Source organism: Flavobacterium sp. HJSW_4 (assembly GCF_042436695.1).
In the GTDB taxonomy this organism is placed as follows: Bacteria; Bacteroidota; Bacteroidia; order Flavobacteriales; family Flavobacteriaceae; genus Flavobacterium.
On the sequence record NZ_JBHNPP010000008.1, the window covers coordinates 140,465 to 159,041 of the forward strand.

Sequence of the window (18,577 nt, forward strand, 5' to 3'; positions counted from 1 at the left end):
AAAATTATTGCACAATTTTTAAAATTTCTTTCTGTAATATTTCTAAACTCTTAACTGATGCCCTATCTATCACTTTTTCACGCGGTTGTCCGAAGTTAAATTCTTCTACAATCACTCCTTCTGGCGTTGCCAAAGCAATGAAAACTGTACCTATTTCCGCATCAGAATCTCCTTTTGACGGGCCTGCATTGCCTGTGGTAGCAAGCGCATAGTCGGTTTTCAGCAAATCTTTAACACTCAAAGCCATAGCCGATGCGACCTCAGCACTTACAACAGAAAATTCATCAATTAAATTTTGCGAAATTCCCAAAACATTAACTTTTGCTTCGGTTGCATAAGAAACAACGCTTCCTTTAAAATAACTTGACGACCCCGGAATAGCCGACAACAGAGAAGCAATTCTACCTCCTGTGCAACTTTCTGCTGTTGAGATGGTTTTATTTTGCTTAGAAAGCAATTTGCCAATTACGGCTTCTATTGTTTCGTTTTCTTCGTAACCTACAATTATATCGTGAATTATCGCGTCTAATGATTTCACATTCGATTCAATCGCCTCTTCTAATTCCTCTTTATTAGTTCCGCGAGCGGTTAAACGCAAACGAACTCGTCCTGGATTTGGCAGATACGCCAGTTTTATAAATTCTGGAAGATTATTTTCCCATTGCTCAATACGCTCTGCAACTAAACTTTCGCCTTGACCGTAAGTCAAAATCGTTTTATGGATAATATAAGGGCGTTTGTATTCGCGAACAATTTTTGGAATTATTTCTTCTTCAACCAAATATTTCATTTCGTAAGGAACTCCCGGAAGCGAAATAAAAACGGTATTTTCTTTTTTCATCCACATTCCTGGCGCTGTACCTACTTTATTATGCAGTACTGTACAAGTTGACGGAACGAGAGCTTGGTCTTTGTTCAGTTGAGAAATTGGTCTTTTGTAAAAACCTTCAATCAATTCTGTCACATGTGCCAAAACTTTTTGATCTACAACCAACTCATCGTTAAAGTATTCGCAGAATGTCTTCTTTGTAACATCATCTTTCGTCGGACCTAATCCGCCAGTTACAATTACAACATCTACTCTGTTTTGCAATTGCGAAAAAGTATCTAAAATATGTTTTTTATCATCGCTTATCGATAACATTTCTGCTACCTCAACTCCAATTCTATCAAGAGATTTAGCTATAAAAGCCGAATTTGTGTCAACGATTTGCCCAATTAAGATTTCATCTCCAATTGTAATAATTGCTGCTTTCATATTGTAAAATATATTTTGCCTACATTAAGCAAGCTTGTAATTTATAAGTAGAAAATTTAAATTTTGTCTTGGAGGAAGGTACGAACGACTTTTACAAACTATAAGCCGTTTACAAAATTCAAAAAATGATTTTGACTTATTCCTTGATTCAAACAAATCAGGAATAAGTCAAATTTTATATTTAAAGATCAAAGTCTTTTTTTATTTCTTTAATCGCTTCTTTTACTTGTACCTTGATACTTTTAAAAGTTTCGATAATATCTTTTTTCTTGCCTTCTGCTTTTGTCCACGCTTCTACTTGCAAGATTTCTTCAAAAGCCACATTTAATCCCATTAAATCTAATGTTGGCTTTATTTTGTGTGCGTACGAATAAGCGTATTTATGATCCTTCTTTTTTATTCCTTCTTTAATTTGTTTCAAATCTTCTGGTACTTCTGTAACAAATAAAGTCAAAATCTGATTTACAAATTCAGGATCGTTATCTGAAAGCGCATAGACTTTCGAAAGGTTGTATTTTAAAGCCATTATTTTACTTGTATTCTGAATAATTTTTTATCTTCTAAAAAGCCTTCTAAAACATCATTTGGTTTTACAGCCGCAACACCAGCCGGCGTTCCTGTAAAAATAATATCTCCAATTTTTAATGTAAAAAACTGAGATACATGAGCGATTAATTCATCTATTTTCCAAAGCATCATACTTGAGTTTCCTTTTTGAACCGTTTCTGAATTGCTTCTTAATTCAAAATTAAGATTTTCCATAGAAACAAAATCAGTTTTTGGTAAAAAATCACCAATAACCGCAGAACCGTCAAATGCCTTGGCTTTTTCCCACGGAAGTCCTTTTTCTTTTAATTTACTTTGAAGATCTCGTGCTGTAAAATCGATTCCGACACTAATTTCATCGTAGTATTTATGAGCAAATTTTGGCTCAATATACTTTCCAACTTTATTAATCTTTACGATTATCTCAACTTCATGATGAACATCTTCAGAAAATTCTGGAATAACAAACGGATGCTGTTTCAACAAAACCGCAGAATCAGGTTTCATAAAAACAACCGGCTCACTTGGACGCTCGTTTTTCAATTCTTCTATATGATTGGCATAATTCCTGCCGACACAGATAATTTTCATTCTATTAGTTTTCAGTCACAGTTTTCAGTCACAGTCCGCAAAACAATTAAACAGCCTCAACTTAAACTGAATACTGCCACTGCGACTGAAAACTTATTTTGTGTTTAATTTTCTTAATTTAATTGCTGTCAAAACTTTTTTGGTGTACAAAGGAAAATCAGCATTTTGAATCCAGCTGAAATATCCTGGTTCTGTCTCTAGAACTTTCTCCACTTTTGCACCTTTATGTTTTCCAAAAGTAAAAATTTCTTCGTCATCTTTATCAAAAGCGATCATTCCAGCAAAATCAGCGATTTTTTTACGAGTTGTAAATTCAGACAATGATTTCATATCGTTCTCCAATTCTGGGTAACGATCCAACTGCGCTTTTAAAATCTCGTAAGTTGCCATTGTATCTGCTTCTGCCGAATGCGCGTTGTCTAAAGTTTTTCCGCAATAAAATTTTAAAGCCGCACTCAAAGTACGCTCTTCCATTTTATGGAAAATAGTCTGCACATCTACAGAAACCTTGTTTTTCATATCAAAATCGACACCAGCACGAAGCAATTCTTCTGCCAGAAGCGGAATATCAAAACGATCTGAGTTAAAACCACCAAGATCACTGTCTTTAATCATGTTATGAATGTGCGGAGCAAGTTCTGCGAAAGTTGGTTCGTTGGCCACTTTTTCGTCTGTGATGCCATGAACTGCAGTTGTCTGCGGAGGAATTGGAATTGTCGGATTAACCAACCAAGTTTTACTTTCTTTGTTTCCGTTAGGAAAAACTTTGAATATTGAAATTTCTACGATTCTATCTTTACCGATATCAATTCCCGTTGTTTCGAGATCAAAAAAGCAAATTGGTTTGTTTAGTTTTAATTCCATTTCTAATTTTTATAAGTTTACAAATGTAATTTTTAAAGCCGAATATCTTCCCTTATTCTGATTTTTTTTGTCGAAAAAAGCTTTCAAATCGTGATTTTAACTTTTCCAAAATAGGCCTTAAGCAAGATTACGCATTTCCACTTAATTCTTTTCTTACAAAACAAAAAATCCGATAAGTTTTAAAACCTATCGGATTTGAATTCCTTTATTTATTGATTTTAGAAATCTCTATCTACATCAAAAGCTTCTAAATATTCTGCGACTCTTTTCACAAAACTTCCTCCTAATGCTCCATCAACAACTCTATGATCATAAGAGTGAGACAAGAACATTTTCTGACGGATTCCGATAAAATCTCCTTCTGGAGTTTCGATAACCGCAGGAACTTTACGAATTGCTCCAAGCGCTAGAATACCAACTTGAGGCTGATTGATAATTGGCGTTCCGAAAACACTTCCAAAAGTACCAACGTTTGTTACAGTGTAAGTTCCACCTTGTGTATCGTCTGGTTTTAGTTTTCCAGCTTTTGCACGGTTTCCTAAATCGTTAACCGCTTTTGCCATTCCAACCAAATTCAACTGATCTGCATTTTTAATTACAGGAACAATTAAATTTCCGTTTGGCAATGCTGCTGCCATTCCTAAATTGATATTTTTCTTTTTAATGATATAATCTCCATCTACAGAAATGTTCATTCCTGGGAAATCTTTTAAAGCTTTCGCAACAGCTTCCATCATAATTGGAGTAAAAGTCAATTTCTCGCCTTCTCTTTTTTCGAAAGCTGCTTTTACTTTATCTCTCCATTTTACAATATTTGTTACATCTACTTCTATAAAAGATTGTACGTGAGCAGAAGTCTGAACCGAAGCAACCATGTAACCTGAAATCAGTTTACGCATTCTGTCCATTTCAATAATTTCATCTCCACCATTTACAGAAACAGGAACTGCTTGCTGGCTTTTCTGAGCAACTGGTTCAACTGCCTTTGGAGCTTCAACTTTTGGAGTTTCCACTTTTGGAGTTTCTACAACCACTTTCGGAGCTGCTTCAACTGCTTGAGGAACTTGAACAGCACCTGACTTGCGGTCTTCTACATATTTTAAAATATCTTCTTTTGTTACGCGTCCGTCTTTTCCAGAACCCGCAATATTTTCAAGTTCGTTTAGAGAAACTCCTTCTTCTTTTGCAATATTTTTTACCAATGGAGAAAAGAATTTATCAGAACTTGAGAAATCTTGAGAAGTTGTTACAGTTTCTTTAACTGCTTCAATTGTTTTTTCAATTTCAGCAACTTCAGCAGGAGCTGCAACTTCTTCAGCATTATTTGTTCCTGCAGTTGGCGCATCGCCTCCTTCAGTTTCAATAATTGCAATAGTTTGCCCTACTTGCACTAAATCATCTTTACCAAACAATTGCTCAACTAAAATCCCTGATACTTCGCTAGGCACTTCACTGTCAACTTTATCTGTTGCAATTTCGAGTACGGCTTCATCAGCCTCAATTTTGTCTCCAACCTCTTTCAACCAGTTTGTAATGGTTGCTTCAGCGACACTTTCTCCCATTTTAGGAAGCTTTAATTCAAATCTTGCCATATTGTTAATCTAAAAGATGTTTTTGATTTTCATATTGCGAAATTAATGAATATTTTAAACATAAATTTCATTTAATATAATTTTTTACTCGATTTTTACAATTTGCCCCCTATCATTTCTAGAATTACTTCCAATAATAAAACGGGTGTTTTTTGGTAAAATTTTAAAAGTAATACTCTTATCTTTAATAGTTTCTATGATTTCGATACATTTTTTGAATGAAATGTATTGATTATCCAAAATGATTTCGACCTTTTTTCCCTTAAAAATCAGGCACGAATTTACCATTTTTTCTTTCGGGATTTTTAAAAAGCGGACTTTATTTTTTAAAGTTAAAGCTAATTTTTGAGACAAATCTTCATTTAAAGAATAAAAAACATACGATTCTGGATTCGGTTTTATTCTCGTTTTACCTTGGAACATTTTCACAAAAGAAAAAAAACAAGTTCCGATTTGAATGAAAAAACTAAAGAATAATGATTTCTTGAAATGCTTCTTATAAAAGAAATTCATCGCTTCTTGAAAGCGCATCATATATTTTTCGTCTTTTATTGTACTTTCTCCTTTATAATGTAAAACAGTGGTTTCGTGAAAGTAATAATTGCTTTTTTGCTTTTGCAGCGCACGATATGACAAATCGATGTCATCGGCATACATAAAACAATCTTCATCAAAACCATTTAAATCTTCGTACAGTTTTCTTTCTAAAAACATAAAAGCACCAACGAGAATATCAACTTTTCCAGTTTCATTATCGTTTAAATGCTGTGCGTAATATTGATTGAAAAGTTTGGTTTTGGGAAAGATTTTATACAATCCGAAAATTTTTGTGAAGGCAACCCAAGGCGTTGGAATACCACGTTTACTTTCTGGAAGAAATTTTCCTGTTCCGTCAATTAATTTACAGCCAATAATTCCGAGATTGTTTTGCCTTTCGGCGAAAGCCAGAATCTTTGTAAAAGTATCTTCAGCAACAACGGTATCAGGATTTAAAATACAAATGTACTTCCCTTTCGCTTGACGAACACCAATATTATTGCCTTTTGGAAAACCAAAATTCTCTTTGTTTTCAATCAGTTTTACGTCGGGAAATTTCTCTTTCATCATCAAAACACTTTCGTCTGATGAATTGTTATCAATCACAATAATTTCGGCATCGATTGCTGCAATTGCTTCCTGAACGCTTAAAACGCATTGTTCTAGAAAGTAACGCACATTGTAATTTAAAATAACAACCGATAACTGCATGAATAATTGGTTCTGTAGATTTTGGCCGAAGTTAGAAATTTTCTGATAACCCCAAACGAAGTGACCAATCGTTTTTACTAATTCCGTAATCTAACGCCAAATTACTGCCATTTCTTTTGTTCCATTTAATTCGAATTCCAGTTCCAACAGCAGGATTCCATTTTTTAAATTGGTAGGTATCTATTTTTGAAACCGAAGAAACATTGGTAAAAAAAACAGCTCCAAAAAAACCGTTTCGGCTTATATCGGTTCTGTATTCAGTTTCAAAATAAACCAAAGCGTTGCTTCTGTATCTATTTTTTGTAAATCCACGTCCCGTTTTTCCTTCGCGATCCCAACCAATACTTGGCAAATCTAAATAATGAGGTTTTCCGCCAAAGGTTGACCAATAAAAAGCTCTAGAGGCCCAAACCCGATGTTTGGTTTTACTGAAAGAATGGTATTTTCTCGCATCAAAATATAAGGATTGCCATTTGTCACCTTCTACTCCGCTCGTATTTATTCGAAAATCGGCTTCGATATACAAACCTTTTTCTGGATTAATGATATTTTCTCTCGAATCGTAAAGTCCTTGCAACGCAAAACCAAACGAAGTTTCGTTAGAGAAATCACCGTTCATATATTGGTAATAATCGGTTTCTCCCTCTATATAAGATTCCTCAGAAATGTTTTTATAATTATCTAAAAGAAAACCAACTCCCAAACGATAATTTCCAACAACCTGCCTCGTTATAAACTGATAAAAACGCCACTGTTGGTAATCGAGCGTTGACATTTCTTCTTTAGAATCATGCTCACCCAAACCATACGTGAGCTGCGGATAAATCATGTAGCGATAATCGCCAATAAGACTCCATTTATTATCCTTCGAATAAATATAAGACTGGATCGGAAAAACAAATTGTTTGCTAAAACTAAAATAAGGCGAAAAAGTAACCTGAGACATTCTGGTCGTTTCGGGGTCACCCAAATAAAAAGTAGTCAAAAAAGAAACAACCAAACCCGTACTTGAGTTAACTCCAACAGGAACAGGCAATAAAGAAAAAGTTAGCTTCTTTTTTCTTTCTGGACGAATGGTATCTTGCTTGTCAAAAATTCTGTGAATAACATCTAAAATATCTCGAGTACCCACGTCTGTACTGTCATTTTGAGCTTGACAAAATGATCCTACTAAAAGTAAAATTAAGATGTATTTAATTTTTAAACTATTCACGCACAATATTTTAAAAACCGTCTCTTACAAATTTAGAATTTTATAAAGAATAACAATCTTTTTTTGTACGAATATTTTTTTGGTCTTCAGTCGCAGTCTCAGTTGGCAAACTGAGACTGCGACTGAAAACTAAAACCTTAAAGATGCAACTGAATTTTATATCTATTCAAGATTTTCATTACGAAAAGCATAATGATCGAAAATAGTAGAGACCATAGAATTCCCGGAACTCCTACTCTAAAATATCCTGGAATAATATGGAAGTTTATAAGCTTACAGAAATAATAAATAACGCCCGGCAAAATATAAATCAATAACGGATTTGCCGCAGCTGGCATGAAAAATTCACTCCATTTGGTTTGTTTTTTAACTTCCATCAGCCAATACAAGAAATAGAATAAAACAGTACAAATTGCCGCTGAAAACATTGTCCATGAAGGTGTGCCTTTTATTTTTGAAATTCCAAAATACGGACGAAGTAAAATGGCTGTTATCGTAAAAAGTGCAATAAAACCAATTACAGGCCAGTTGATTTTGGAACTTATTTTTCGATCAAAAAACAATAGCGAAATCACAATTCCGGCTGAAGTTAAAGATGCGTGCGTAAGATGACCAGCTATAAAACTTAACCAAGAAGTATTATGAACAAAAGAGATTTCGATTAAATTAAGAGAATTCATTGCGACTGAAAAAACTAAAAACGCAATCATTGCCCATAAGTTTCCTGAAACTAGCCAATAATAAATTACCGTAAAAAGATACGCCCAACCGATTAAACCTAGAATTCCCCACCATTTTGGCGTCATTCCTCTTTCTCCAGTATCTTGGATATATAAAAAATAAAGTGTTATAAGAACTAGAATTCCTCCGTATTGAAGTACATTTTTTAACCAAAGAGGAAAATCTTTCGAGTATTTATTCCAAATCGGAATTGGCATTATATATGCCAAAAGTGCCCAAAGTACAGGTGTAATTATCATTTTAGAAGCATCGTAACCATATTCGGCATTGACCATAAAAACACCAATTACGATAAGTGCAATGGCTCTTTTTAAAGTATGCGTCCAGATTGTTTTCGGGCTGTCTCCTTTTATCAATCTTGCATTAAAAGCGAATGGAACAGACATCCCGACAATGAATAAAAAAGCAGGAAAAACTAAATCGACAAAAGTCATAGCATCTGCATCTGCAGGCATGTGCTTCATCCATTGCGGAACTTTTTGAATACTTGCCAATTCATTTACAAAAATCATTACAAAAATGGTAATTCCACGCAAAGCATCAATAGAAATAATACGCTGATTAAACAGATTCTCTTTTATTTTCATAATTTTTTACTTTTTTACTAAAAATCAAATATAACATAATTCTAAAATGTCTTGTTACAAATTCTAGATTACTTTTGCGCGTTATAAAACTGATTTATACATTTTTGTTTCATGTTATCATTTCTCAAATCAAAACCTATATTAAAAGAACTTCTTGACGGAAGTTTTGTAGACATTCATTCTCATGTTTTACCAGGAATTGATGATGGAGCACGCAACATTAAAAAATCAGTTGAGCTAGTTTCTTCTTTGCAAAACTTAGGAGTTTCTCAAATCATTACGTCTCCACATATTAGTCATGTATGGCATAATTCTCCTGAAATTATTGAAGCTAAACTTAAGGAAACTCAAAACGCATTAGAAGAAAATAAAATTAAAATGCCTGTTCAGGCTGCGGCAGAATATTTTATTGATAGCTGGTTTGAAAATCATCTTAAAGAAGAAAAACTTCTGACCTTAAAAGACAATTATATCTTAGTCGAAATGTCTTATCAAAATGCTCCTTTAAACATTTATAAAACCATTTTTGAAATACAGTTGGCTGGCTATATTCCTGTTTTAGCTCATCCTGAACGTTATGTTTTTTACCACAACAAGTTTTCAGAATATGAAAAATTAAAAAATGCGGGTTGCCTTTTCCAATTGAATTTGCTTTCTACAGTAGAATATTATGGATCTAAAATTGCCAAAGCTACTGACGAACTTTTAGCGAAAGGAATGTACACTTTTTGCGGAACTGATGTTCATCATAAAAAACACATCGAAGCTTTTGACGAAAAAATAAAAATTAAAAATCTTGAATCTTTGAAGGAAGTAATTAGTAATAATCAATTTTTCAAACTTTAAAAGGCTTAATAAGCGTTTTCTTCTCCTTTAAAAATATTGATTACTGTTTTTACAATAATCTTAATATCCAGCAAAAAACTCCAGTTTTCGATATACCAAATATCGTATTCTACTCGGTTTTCCATATCGCTCAAAACTTTAGTTTCTCCCCTAAAACCATTTACCTGCGCCCAACCTGTAATTCCTGGTTTAGCATATTGGCGCACTAAATAATGACTAATAAGATCGCTATATTCTTTAGCAAGATTAACCATATGCGGTCTTGGTCCCACTACCGACATGTCTCCCCAAAAAACATTAAAAAACTGAGGCAATTCATCGATACTTGTTTTACGAATAAAAGCTCCAAATTTGGTTATACGGCTATCGCCTTTTTCCGCTTGTTTATTATGAGCAAGTCCGTTGACATGCATGCTTCTGAATTTGAGGCATACAAACGATCTGTTATCTCTTCCTGATCTTTCTTGTCTGAAAAATACAGGCCCTTTCGATTCTAATTTTATAATAATCATGATAATCGGAAACAGCCAAGGAAAAATAAGCAAGATGACCAACCCAGAAAAACAAACATCAAAAACCTTTTTTATAAGTCGATTTGAAGCAAATTCTAAAGGTTCTGGACGAAACATTAATACAGGAGTATTTTCATAAAAGGCAACTTCTACTTTACTTGCTTTTGTATACAACTGAAAATCTGGAATAAATTTGATTCGAACCATTTTTTGCTCGCAGATTTTCGTCAATTTGTTAATGATTTCGATGTTATCAATATGCAAAGCAACGTACATTTCATCTATTTCATTATCATTTAAAAAGGTTTCGATATCTTCAAACTGTCCAATAATAAGAGCTGGATCTACAATTTCTTGATCCTTTTTTTCATCAAAAAAACCTAAAAATCGATATCCGAAGGTTAAATCTTTCGCTAATACTCTTCTAATTTTTTCTCCAGATTCGTTTACTCCAACAATTATAAAAGTTTTAAAATTATATCCTTGTGCTCGAACATATTTTAAAAGCTTCATAGAGAAATATCGCGAAAACATCAGCAATCCAAAAAATATCATGTAGAAATACACTAAGCGGAGCCTAGAAATATCTGTATATTTTAGATAAACGACAAATATGGAAACTAAAGCGGCGTGAATTGAAATCTTTTTAATGGTTCTCCATAATATCGATTCTATTGGTTCAACCCTCACGCTGCGATTGGAATCTTTTTGAAGTAATAGCGCCACCCATATTAAAATGGCCAAAAGCGAAATTGTTTTTTCTTCTTTAGACAATAATTTATCCAAATTCCCAAACCTTGCCAATGCTGATAATATTGTAGCAAAATTCAACAGAATAACATCAACTACTACAAACAAAAGTTTATAATAACGTGAAATTCGAAAGTGCGCTAATTTCTGTAGAATTTTCATGATGAGGCGAAATCTTATTCAAAGGAATAAAAAAGACTTTTATAATAAAAGTGCTGCAAAATAACATTTAAATTATATTTTTTAATTACTTATTCATTCTATTATTTAAAACTTTACTTTTATCTTATGCAGACTTAATATTGCACTCATGTTAAAAATTATATTTTTCTTCTTATCCATAACCTCCATTTATTCTCAAATTCCTGGCTGTACCGATTCGCAAGCAGAAAATTACAACGCGTCATCTAGAAAAAACGACGGAAGCTGCAGCTACAAAAACCTGAAAATGAAGCCCGAATATTCTTTTCGCCTAAGCGATTCAATAAAAGAAACTTCTGGATTAATTGCTTTTGAAAATTTGCTTTGGACGCATAACGACGATCACGACAGGACAATTTATGGTTTGGATTCTTTAGGAAAAATCAAAAAGAAAATTATTCTTCCCGAAATTACAAATCACGATTGGGAAGAAATCTCACAAGACAGTACACATATTTATATAGGAGATTTTGGCAATAATTATTCTGGAAACAGAAGCGATTTGAAAATTCATAAAATTGAAAAAAGATCTTTTTTAGACGAAAATCCAAAAATTGAGACAATTTCATTCAATTATTCCGATCAAACTGATTTATCTCCTTCAACTCCCAACAAAACCGATTTTGATTGCGAAGCTTTTATAGTTTCCAAAGACAGTATTTATCTGTTTACCAAACAATGGAAATCCTCTCAAACGGCTATTTACGTCCTTCCAAATCAATCAGGATCGCAGATTGCGAAGTTAAAATCGACATTAGACACCAAAGGTTTGGTCACGGGTGCAACTTATTTAGAAGACAAAAAACTAATTGTTTTGTGTGGCTATACCAAAGTTGGAAAACCATTTTTATACTTGCTTTACGATTTTAAAAATCAGGATTTATTGTCTGGAAATAAAAGACGAATCGATTTAAAACTTCCTTTTCATCAAGTAGAAGGAATCGCGACAAAAGACGGACTTCATTATTTTATTACGAATGAATCTTTGGTTCGAAAACCAATTATAAACAATCCGCAGCAAATTCATTATTTAGATTTGAGTGCCGCTCTAAGTTCGTATCTCCATAAATAATTCGCAAATGCAAGATAATAGTTTACTTTTGCAGAAAGTTATGTTTTTGAAAACACTCATAACCCATAATTTATAACTTATACTTACAAAGTGAATTACTTATCTGTAGAAAATATATCGAAGTCATTTGGCGAAAGAGTCCTTTTTGACAACATTTCTTTTGGAATCAATAAAGATCAAAAAATCGCTTTTATTGCAAAAAATGGTTCTGGAAAAACAACTATTATGAGCATTATTAATGGTTTGGAAGAGCCTGATACAGGGCAAGTTGTTTTAAGAAAAGGAATTAGAATGGCATTTCTTTCTCAAGATAATAATCTTCAAGATGAGCTTACGATTGAAGAAAGTATTTTTGCTTCAGACAATGAAACACTTAAAGTAATTGAAGCTTATGAAAAAGCTTTAGAAAATCCTTCAGACGAAGAAGCTTATCAAAAAGCTTTTGACGCAATGGATCAGCACAATGCTTGGGATTTTGAAACGCAATACAAACAGATTTTATATAAATTAAAGCTGGAAGACTTTAAACTTAAAGTAAAAAATCTTTCTGGAGGGCAAAAAAAGCGTCTTTCATTAGCCATAATTCTAATCAATCGCCCAGATTTATTGATTTTGGATGAGCCAACCAACCACTTAGATCTTGAAATGATCGAATGGCTGGAAAGTTATTTTGCTAAAGAAAATATTACGCTATTTATGGTAACGCACGACCGTTTCTTTTTAGAACGTGTTTGTAACGAAATCATCGAATTAGATAACGGAAAATTATACCAATACAAAGGAAATTATTCTTATTACTTACAGAAAAAAGAAGAAAGAATTACTTCTGAAAACGCAAGTATTGATAAAGCTAAAAACTTGTTTGTAAAAGAATTAGAATGGATGCGCCGCCAGCCAAAAGCGAGAACAACCAAATCTAAATCTCGTCAGGATGATTTTTACATTATTAAAGAAAAAGCGCAAAGCCGTCGTAAAGAAAATAAAGTTGAGCTTGAAATTAATATGGAAAGAATGGGAAGCAAGATTATTGAGCTTCACAAACTTTCTAAAAAATTCAAAGACCGTGTTATTCTGGATAATTTCAGTTTTGATTTCCAACGAGGAGAAAGAATCGGAATTATCGGGAAAAACGGAACTGGAAAATCGACTTTCTTAAATCTTTTGACAGGAACAATTCCGCCAGACAGCGGACGTGTTGTTAAAGGAGATACTATAAAAATTGGATATTACACGCAATCTGGAATTAACCCAAAACCGGGACAGCGCGTTATTGATATTATTAAAGAATACGGAGAATATATTCCGTTGACAAAAGGAAAGATTATTTCAGCTTCGCAATTATTGGAGCGTTTCCTTTTTGATGCTAAAAAACAATACGATTATGTTGAAAAATTAAGCGGTGGAGAATTAAAACGTTTATACTTGTGTACGGTTTTAATTCAGAATCCGAACTTCTTGATTCTCGATGAGCCAACAAATGATTTGGACATTGTGACTTTGAACGTTTTAGAAAGTTTCCTTTTAGATTACCCAGGATGTTTATTGGTAGTTTCGCACGACCGTTACTTTATGGATAAAATTGTCGATCATTTATTTGTCTTTAGAGGACAAGGCGAAATCGAAAATTTCCCAGGAAACTACTCTGATTTCCGTGCTTATGAAGACAGCGCCGATGTTGCTCAAAAAGAAGAAAACAAAGCTGAAAAGAAAGATTGGAAACAAAATAATCCGACAGGAAATTTAAGTTTTAACGAACAAAAAGAATATCAAAAAATCGAAAGAGAGATTAAAGATCTTGAAGCTGAAAAAGTTAAAATCGAACAATTATTCTCTGACGGAAAAGTAGCTGATGCTGATATCGAGAAAAAAGCTAACGAACTTCAAAATATCATCAACAAAATTGATGCGAAAGAAGAGCGTTGGTTTGAACTTTCCGCTAAACTTGAGGGATAATTTTTGAGTTTTCAGTCTCAATCGCGGTTTTCAGTTTTGATTTTTATTGAAAGAAAATTCTTTATTTTTAATTAATTTTGAAAAAAATCAATTATGGATTATAAAGAATTATTAGCATATAAAAAGTCATTTGAACTTGCTATGGAGATTTTCGAATTGTCAAAAGCTTTTCCTAAAGAAGAAAAATATTCGCTAACAGATCAAATACGCCGATCGTCGAGAAGTGTTGCCGCAAATATTGCAGAATCTTATCGAAAAAGAAGATATACAAATCACTTTATTAGCAAATTGACCGATAGTGATGCCGAAAATTCAGAAACAAATACATGGCTTGAATTTTCATTAAAGTGTGAATATATTAGCAGAGAGACTTTTGACAGATTAAACATGAAAAGTCTTGAAATTGGAAAACTGATAAATTATATGATTAACAATCCGAATAAATTTGGATGCAATTAGAAAAATAAAATTATACGATCCAACAAAACTGAAAACCGAGACTGAGACTGAGACTAAAACTACTTAACTCTATTTTTAATTTTTAAAAGAATACCATTTATGAAAAAACTACTAGCCGCAGTATTTACTTTAACATTATTTATTTCTTGTAACAATACAGAAAAGGAAACACCTGTTACTCCGCCAAAAGATTATACGGCAGAAAACGATAAAGAAATCACAGATTATTTAACCAAAAATAATTTGACTGCAACTAAAACTGAATCAGGTCTTTATTATATTATTAATGAACCAGGCGATGGCGCTAAACCTACAGCTACTTCAAATGTAACTGTTGCTTATAAAGGTTATTTTACAGACGGAAAAGTTTTCGATCAAAGCAAAGATGCAGGAATTTCATTTGGCTTAAATCAAGTAATTAAAGGATGGACTGAAGGAATTCCTTATTTTAAAGAAGGCGGCTCTGGAGTGATTTTAATACCAGCTCATTTAGGCTACGGAAGCGCATCTATTCCTGGTATACCTGCTGGTTCTGTACTTCTTTTCGACGTAAAATTGATTAAAGTAAACTAATATTTCTAGATGCTTTTTCAAATAAAATCTTATCTAACCTTTCTTTGGCATTCTAAAAACGAACATGCGGTCCATTCGCCTTTTGTTTTTAATTTATTGACAAAATGTTTTTATGATAAGAAACCAAAACCGGAATATGCAATTCTAAAAAAGTATAGAAAATCGCTGTTAGAAAACAAAAGCTTCATTAAAGTGACCGATTTTGGAGCGGGTTCGAGAGTTTTTAAATCCAATAGAAGACAAATTTCTAAAATTGCTCAAACAGCTGGAATCTCGCCAAAACGAGCAGAATTATTATTTCGTGTTACGAATTACTTCCAGCCTGCAACTGTTTTAGAAATAGGAACATCTTTAGGTTTAGCAACTTCAGCTATGGCTTTAGGAAATCCGAAAGCAAAAGTGGTTACAATTGAAGGTTGTCCAAATACAGCAAATGTTGCCCAAAATCAATTGGCTGAATTTGATTGCAATAATGTTGAAAATGTAATTTCTGAATTTGAATCTTTTTTAGTTTCTGAGAATATTCAAGCCACAAATTACAACCTCATATATTTTGACGGAAATCATTCTAAAAAAGCAACTTTAGCATATTTCGACCTTTTACTGCCAACAATCGACAATGATTCTGTTTGGATTTTCGATGATATTCATTGGTCAGAAGATATGGAAGAAGCTTGGGAAATGATCAAAAATCATCCTCAAGTAAAAGTTACAATTGACACTTTTCAATGGGGATTTGTATTCTTTAGATGCGAACAGCCAAAAGAACATTTTATAATTCGAGCATAAAAAAAGACGATCATTTCTGATCGTCTTTTTTGTTTCTAATTCAAAATTTTTAAAAATTTTATTTTTTTGCGTCTTTATTTTCTTCAGACTTAGCTCCCATTCTGTTTACAGTATACATTGGTGCAAACTTAATTTTCAAACCGGCGATTTTTCGGTTATCCTCAGCTGTTAAACCTTCTTTTTCAACTGTATTTTTACGGCTATCTAGAGCTTCATACATTAATTTAATTTCATCCCAGTCTTCTCTAGAATATTTGTCTTTATTATTTTCTACAGTATGAACAAACTGCTGATAAACGCTATGAATATTTTTAGCATTAACCCAGCTAAAACTCATATCATCACCAATTTTTCCTGCACCAAACAAAGCATCTCTTAACTGTTGTTTTGGACTAGGAGCTGGAGGGGCAAATTGGGCGGTCATTTCATTTTTAAATTCTTCGTACTTTGCTTTACTTGCATTTATTTTTTCTGTTGCTGCAGCGTTGTCTTTAATATCTGCCAAAGCAGCTTCTGCTTCTTGAGATCTTCTGTCGTATTCTGCTTCTACGCTTTTCCAATTGTCTTTTAAATCAGTAGCGGCAACATTTTTTACAGAGTCAACATAGATTACATAGTTTTCTACTGTTTTTTGAGCTTTTTCTTGTTTTTCATCTTTACACGATGTTAACCCTAATACTAATAATGCAATTCCTGTAGCTATTTTGATATTTTTCATAATCTTGATTATTTAATTAATTGATAATCAAATTTACTAAAGACTTATCTTAATAAATTACATTATTATCATGTTTTCAAAAACAAAAACATTTTAAAACTGTAAAACTCACAAAATAATGATAATCATGCAAAATCAATCAAAAAAGATATAACATATTTCTAATTTAAAAATGCAATCTAAACAAGCACATTTATGAAAGAGCTTTTGTAACAAAATCCAATTCTCAACTACTTATCATTTTTATTGAAAAGTGTTTTGTACTTTTAAATCCAAAAATTGTAAAACGAAATGGCTGAACCATTAATTAAAATAACCGACATCAAACGAAATTTTATTTTGGGCAATGAAACGGTTTATGTTTTAAAAGGAATAAATCTAGAAATCAACAAAGGCGAATACGTTGCTTTAATGGGACCTTCTGGATCTGGAAAATCTACATTAATGAATTTATTAGGTTGTTTGGACACGCCTACTTCTGGACGTTACGTTTTGAACGGAAAAGATGTCAGCCAAATGAAAGATGATGAATTGGCCGAAATCAGAAATAAAGAAATTGGCTTTGTTTTTCAGACTTTCAATCTTTTGCCAAGAACTACCGCTTTAGACAATGTTGCCTTACCTATGATTTACGCTGGTTACGGAAAATCAGAAAGGATTGCTCGTGCCACCGAAGTTTTGAAGCAAGTTAATCTAGCCGACAGAATGGATCACCAGCCGAATCAGCTTTCTGGAGGACAACGTCAGCGTGTTGCCGTTGCCCGCGCTTTGGTCAACAAACCTTCTATTATTTTGGCCGACGAACCAACTGGAAACTTAGACAGTAAAACTTCAGTAGAAATCATGAAGCTTTTCGGAGATATTCATGCACAGGGAAACACCGTAATTCTAGTAACTCACGAAGAAGATATTGCCGCATACGCACATCGTGTAATTCGTCTAAGAGATGGTTTAATTGAAAGCGACACAAGAAAATCTGTTTAACCTTTTATTTGGTTAATCGTTTAATCGCTAAAAAGAAAACTCAGCATCTTAGCAACTCAGAACCTTAGCATCTTAAAAAAATGAAAGTATATACCAAAACAGGCGATAAAGGGACCACAGCTCTTTTTGGAGGAACTCGCGTACCAAAAGATCATATTAGAATTGACAGTTACGGAACCGTTGACGAATTGAATTCTTATATAGGATTAATTCGTGATCAAGAAATGGATTCTCACTATAAAACCATTTTGATAGAAATTCAGGATCGTCTTTTTACTGTTGGTGCCATTTTGGCAACTCCACAAGAAAAAGAAGTCTTAAAAAATGGAAAACTTCGCTTAGAAAATCTCGGCATAATTGACTCAGATATTGAATTACTCGAAAACGAAATAGATAAAATGGAGGAAAGTCTTCCGCCAATGACTCATTTTGTTTTACCAGGAGGTCATCCTACCGTGTCACATTGTCATATAGCGCGCTGCATTTGCCGCAGAGCAGAACGTTTGGCAGTACATTTAAGCCATAATGAGCACGTTCCAGAAATAGCAATTATGTACTTAAACCGACTTTCTGACTACCTTTTTGTCTTGGCACGAAAGTTGTCGTTTGACTTAAAAGCGGAGGAAGTGAAATGGATTCCGAGGAAGTAATTAGTCGCAGTTTTCAGTTTTCAGACTTAAAACTGGTACTGAAAACTGAGTGCTAACAAAGACGTTCTTAAATTTTATTAAAATAAATCAAAATTTACTTGTCTTTTTCAGTAAAAAATTTATTTTTGCACAAACTAAACAGATAACAGATGTATTGGACATTAGAATTAGCATCTTATTTAAGTGATGCGCCATGGCCTGCTAACAAAGACGAACTTATTGACTACGCTATTAGAGCAGGTGCTCCGTTAGAAGTAGTAGAAAACCTTCAGTCAATCGAAGATGAAGGCGAGATATATGAATCAATGGAAGAAATTTGGCCTGATTATCCAACAGACGAAGATTATCTTTGGAATGAGGATGAATATTAAAAAATAAACCAAAGGAAAAAGTCTCTCATTATAGAGGCTTTTTTTTTGGTTCAAATACA

Annotated in this window: 19 protein-coding genes; 9 read left to right on the plus strand and 10 right to left on the minus strand. The window is 33.2% G+C overall.

Translation table 11 applies throughout. From position 1 onward, the window contains the following. Nucleotides 1-4: 4 nt before the first annotated feature. The 8 genes from ACE01P_RS10110 to ACE01P_RS10145 all read right to left on the minus strand — a co-directional run bounded on the left by ACE01P_RS10110 (nt 5) and on the right by ACE01P_RS10145 (nt 8,640). Nucleotides 5-1,258, minus strand: a complete 1,254-nt coding sequence (locus ACE01P_RS10110; RefSeq protein ID WP_379696981.1) for a competence/damage-inducible protein A — start codon at nt 1,256-1,258, stop codon at nt 5-7. 181 nt (nt 1,259-1,439) lie between these two features. Then, the gene (locus tag ACE01P_RS10115; RefSeq protein WP_008468078.1) at nt 1,440-1,784 is read right to left on the minus strand and encodes an Hpt domain-containing protein; all 345 of its coding nucleotides are present in this window, start codon (nt 1,782-1,784) and stop codon (nt 1,440-1,442) included. Next, nucleotides 1,784-2,395: a fumarylacetoacetate hydrolase family protein gene (locus ACE01P_RS10120; protein ID WP_289057565.1), complete on the minus strand. Its 612-nt coding sequence runs from the start codon at nt 2,393-2,395 to the stop codon at nt 1,784-1,786. Before ACE01P_RS10120 ends, ACE01P_RS10115 begins: the two co-directional genes overlap by 1 nt. Nucleotides 2,396-2,488: 93 nt before the next feature. Continuing rightward, on the minus strand, nt 2,489-3,259 hold the full coding sequence (locus tag ACE01P_RS10125) for a 3'-5' exonuclease (protein WP_306156146.1): 771 nt from the start codon (nt 3,257-3,259) through the stop codon (nt 2,489-2,491). Between the two features lie 218 nt (nt 3,260-3,477). Beyond that, nucleotides 3,478-4,851: a dihydrolipoamide acetyltransferase family protein gene (locus tag ACE01P_RS10130; RefSeq protein ID WP_379696984.1), complete on the minus strand. Its 1,374-nt coding sequence runs from the start codon at nt 4,849-4,851 to the stop codon at nt 3,478-3,480. A gap of 84 nt (nt 4,852-4,935) precedes the next feature. After that, nucleotides 4,936-6,099 (minus strand): glycosyltransferase family 2 protein, encoded by a 1,164-nt coding sequence (locus tag ACE01P_RS10135; RefSeq protein ID WP_379696987.1) that lies wholly within the window; start codon nt 6,097-6,099, stop codon nt 4,936-4,938. Between the two features lie 31 nt (nt 6,100-6,130). Next, the gene (locus ACE01P_RS10140; protein WP_379696990.1) at nt 6,131-7,312 is read right to left on the minus strand and encodes a hypothetical protein; all 1,182 of its coding nucleotides are present in this window, start codon (nt 7,310-7,312) and stop codon (nt 6,131-6,133) included. A 137-nt stretch (nt 7,313-7,449) separates the two neighbouring features. Further along, a complete protein-coding gene (locus ACE01P_RS10145) occupies nt 7,450-8,640 on the minus strand; it encodes a DUF5009 domain-containing protein (protein ID WP_379696992.1) in 1,191 nt (396 codons plus the stop codon). Nucleotides 8,641-8,751: 111 nt separating this feature from the next. Here ACE01P_RS10145 and ACE01P_RS10150 point away from each other — a divergent pair, with 111 nt between their 5' ends. Beyond that, entirely contained in the window at nt 8,752-9,486 is a 735-nt protein-coding gene (locus ACE01P_RS10150; protein ID WP_379696995.1) for a tyrosine-protein phosphatase, read from the plus strand. Nucleotides 9,487-9,491: 5 nt separating this feature from the next. On the opposite strand, the gene ACE01P_RS10155 is transcribed toward ACE01P_RS10150, so the two are convergent. Beyond that, nucleotides 9,492-10,910 carry an undecaprenyl-phosphate glucose phosphotransferase gene (locus ACE01P_RS10155; RefSeq protein WP_379696997.1) on the minus strand — a complete coding sequence of 473 codons (1,419 nt, stop codon included), beginning with the start codon at nt 10,908-10,910 and terminating at the stop codon, nt 9,492-9,494. Nucleotides 10,911-11,058: 148 nt separating this feature from the next. Here ACE01P_RS10155 and ACE01P_RS10160 point away from each other — a divergent pair, with 148 nt between their 5' ends. The 5 genes from ACE01P_RS10160 to ACE01P_RS10180 all read left to right on the plus strand — a co-directional run bounded on the left by ACE01P_RS10160 (nt 11,059) and on the right by ACE01P_RS10180 (nt 15,795). Continuing rightward, complete coding sequence (locus tag ACE01P_RS10160; RefSeq protein ID WP_379697000.1) at nt 11,059-12,021, plus strand: T9SS C-terminal target domain-containing protein; 963 nt, start codon at nt 11,059-11,061, stop codon at nt 12,019-12,021. A gap of 90 nt (nt 12,022-12,111) precedes the next feature. Beyond that, complete coding sequence (locus ACE01P_RS10165) at nt 12,112-13,974, plus strand: ABC-F family ATP-binding cassette domain-containing protein (protein ID WP_379697003.1); 1,863 nt, start codon at nt 12,112-12,114, stop codon at nt 13,972-13,974. Nucleotides 13,975-14,067: 93 nt separating this feature from the next. Continuing rightward, nucleotides 14,068-14,433, plus strand: coding sequence for a four helix bundle protein (locus ACE01P_RS10170; protein ID WP_379697006.1), 366 nt, complete (start codon nt 14,068-14,070; stop codon nt 14,431-14,433). A 99-nt stretch (nt 14,434-14,532) separates the two neighbouring features. Then, nucleotides 14,533-15,006 (plus strand): FKBP-type peptidyl-prolyl cis-trans isomerase, encoded by a 474-nt coding sequence (locus ACE01P_RS10175; protein WP_379697009.1) that lies wholly within the window; start codon nt 14,533-14,535, stop codon nt 15,004-15,006. 9 nt (nt 15,007-15,015) lie between these two features. After that, nucleotides 15,016-15,795, plus strand: a complete 780-nt coding sequence (locus ACE01P_RS10180; protein ID WP_379697012.1) for an O-methyltransferase — start codon at nt 15,016-15,018, stop codon at nt 15,793-15,795. 58 nt (nt 15,796-15,853) lie between these two features. Here ACE01P_RS10180 and ACE01P_RS10185 read toward each other — a convergent pair whose 3' ends face one another. Next, a complete protein-coding gene (locus ACE01P_RS10185) occupies nt 15,854-16,513 on the minus strand; it encodes a DUF6565 domain-containing protein (protein ID WP_379697015.1) in 660 nt (219 codons plus the stop codon). A 291-nt stretch (nt 16,514-16,804) separates the two neighbouring features. Between ACE01P_RS10185 and ACE01P_RS10190 the strand changes: the two genes are divergently transcribed. From ACE01P_RS10190 to ACE01P_RS10200, 3 genes are all read left to right on the plus strand, one after another. Further along, the gene (locus tag ACE01P_RS10190; RefSeq protein ID WP_379697017.1) at nt 16,805-17,497 is read left to right on the plus strand and encodes an ABC transporter ATP-binding protein; all 693 of its coding nucleotides are present in this window, start codon (nt 16,805-16,807) and stop codon (nt 17,495-17,497) included. A gap of 80 nt (nt 17,498-17,577) precedes the next feature. Continuing rightward, the gene (locus tag ACE01P_RS10195; RefSeq protein WP_379697019.1) at nt 17,578-18,147 is read left to right on the plus strand and encodes a cob(I)yrinic acid a,c-diamide adenosyltransferase; all 570 of its coding nucleotides are present in this window, start codon (nt 17,578-17,580) and stop codon (nt 18,145-18,147) included. A gap of 149 nt (nt 18,148-18,296) precedes the next feature. After that, the gene (locus ACE01P_RS10200; protein WP_007138072.1) at nt 18,297-18,518 is read left to right on the plus strand and encodes a DUF2795 domain-containing protein; all 222 of its coding nucleotides are present in this window, start codon (nt 18,297-18,299) and stop codon (nt 18,516-18,518) included. Nucleotides 18,519-18,577: the final 59 nt, after the last annotated feature.

What these genes read in the sequence shown, in the direction of transcription:
- ACE01P_RS10135 (WP_379696987.1), bottom strand. Translation starts at nt 6,099, where the DNA reads ATGCAGTTATCGGTTGTTATTTTAAATTACAATGTGCGTTACTTTCTA.
- ACE01P_RS10175 (WP_379697009.1), top strand. Translation starts at nt 14,533, where the DNA reads ATGAAAAAACTACTAGCCGCAGTATTTACTTTAACATTATTTATTTCT.
- ACE01P_RS10130 (WP_379696984.1), bottom strand. Translation starts at nt 4,851, where the DNA reads ATGGCAAGATTTGAATTAAAGCTTCCTAAAATGGGAGAAAGTGTCGCT.
- ACE01P_RS10145 (WP_379696992.1), bottom strand. Translation starts at nt 8,640, where the DNA reads ATGAAAATAAAAGAGAATCTGTTTAATCAGCGTATTATTTCTATTGAT.
- ACE01P_RS10180 (WP_379697012.1), top strand. Translation starts at nt 15,016, where the DNA reads ATGCTTTTTCAAATAAAATCTTATCTAACCTTTCTTTGGCATTCTAAA.
- ACE01P_RS10190 (WP_379697017.1), top strand. Translation starts at nt 16,805, where the DNA reads ATGGCTGAACCATTAATTAAAATAACCGACATCAAACGAAATTTTATT.
- ACE01P_RS10125 (WP_306156146.1), bottom strand. Translation starts at nt 3,259, where the DNA reads ATGGAATTAAAACTAAACAAACCAATTTGCTTTTTTGATCTCGAAACA.
- ACE01P_RS10120 (WP_289057565.1), bottom strand. Translation starts at nt 2,395, where the DNA reads ATGAAAATTATCTGTGTCGGCAGGAATTATGCCAATCATATAGAAGAA.
- ACE01P_RS10195 (WP_379697019.1), top strand. Translation starts at nt 17,578, where the DNA reads ATGAAAGTATATACCAAAACAGGCGATAAAGGGACCACAGCTCTTTTT.
- ACE01P_RS10170 (WP_379697006.1), top strand. Translation starts at nt 14,068, where the DNA reads ATGGATTATAAAGAATTATTAGCATATAAAAAGTCATTTGAACTTGCT.
- ACE01P_RS10110 (WP_379696981.1), bottom strand. Translation starts at nt 1,258, where the DNA reads ATGAAAGCAGCAATTATTACAATTGGAGATGAAATCTTAATTGGGCAA.
- ACE01P_RS10155 (WP_379696997.1), bottom strand. Translation starts at nt 10,910, where the DNA reads ATGAAAATTCTACAGAAATTAGCGCACTTTCGAATTTCACGTTATTAT.
- ACE01P_RS10115 (WP_008468078.1), bottom strand. Translation starts at nt 1,784, where the DNA reads ATGGCTTTAAAATACAACCTTTCGAAAGTCTATGCGCTTTCAGATAAC.
- ACE01P_RS10200 (WP_007138072.1), top strand. Translation starts at nt 18,297, where the DNA reads ATGTATTGGACATTAGAATTAGCATCTTATTTAAGTGATGCGCCATGG.
- ACE01P_RS10160 (WP_379697000.1), top strand. Translation starts at nt 11,059, where the DNA reads ATGTTAAAAATTATATTTTTCTTCTTATCCATAACCTCCATTTATTCT.
- ACE01P_RS10150 (WP_379696995.1), top strand. Translation starts at nt 8,752, where the DNA reads ATGTTATCATTTCTCAAATCAAAACCTATATTAAAAGAACTTCTTGAC.
- ACE01P_RS10185 (WP_379697015.1), bottom strand. Translation starts at nt 16,513, where the DNA reads ATGAAAAATATCAAAATAGCTACAGGAATTGCATTATTAGTATTAGGG.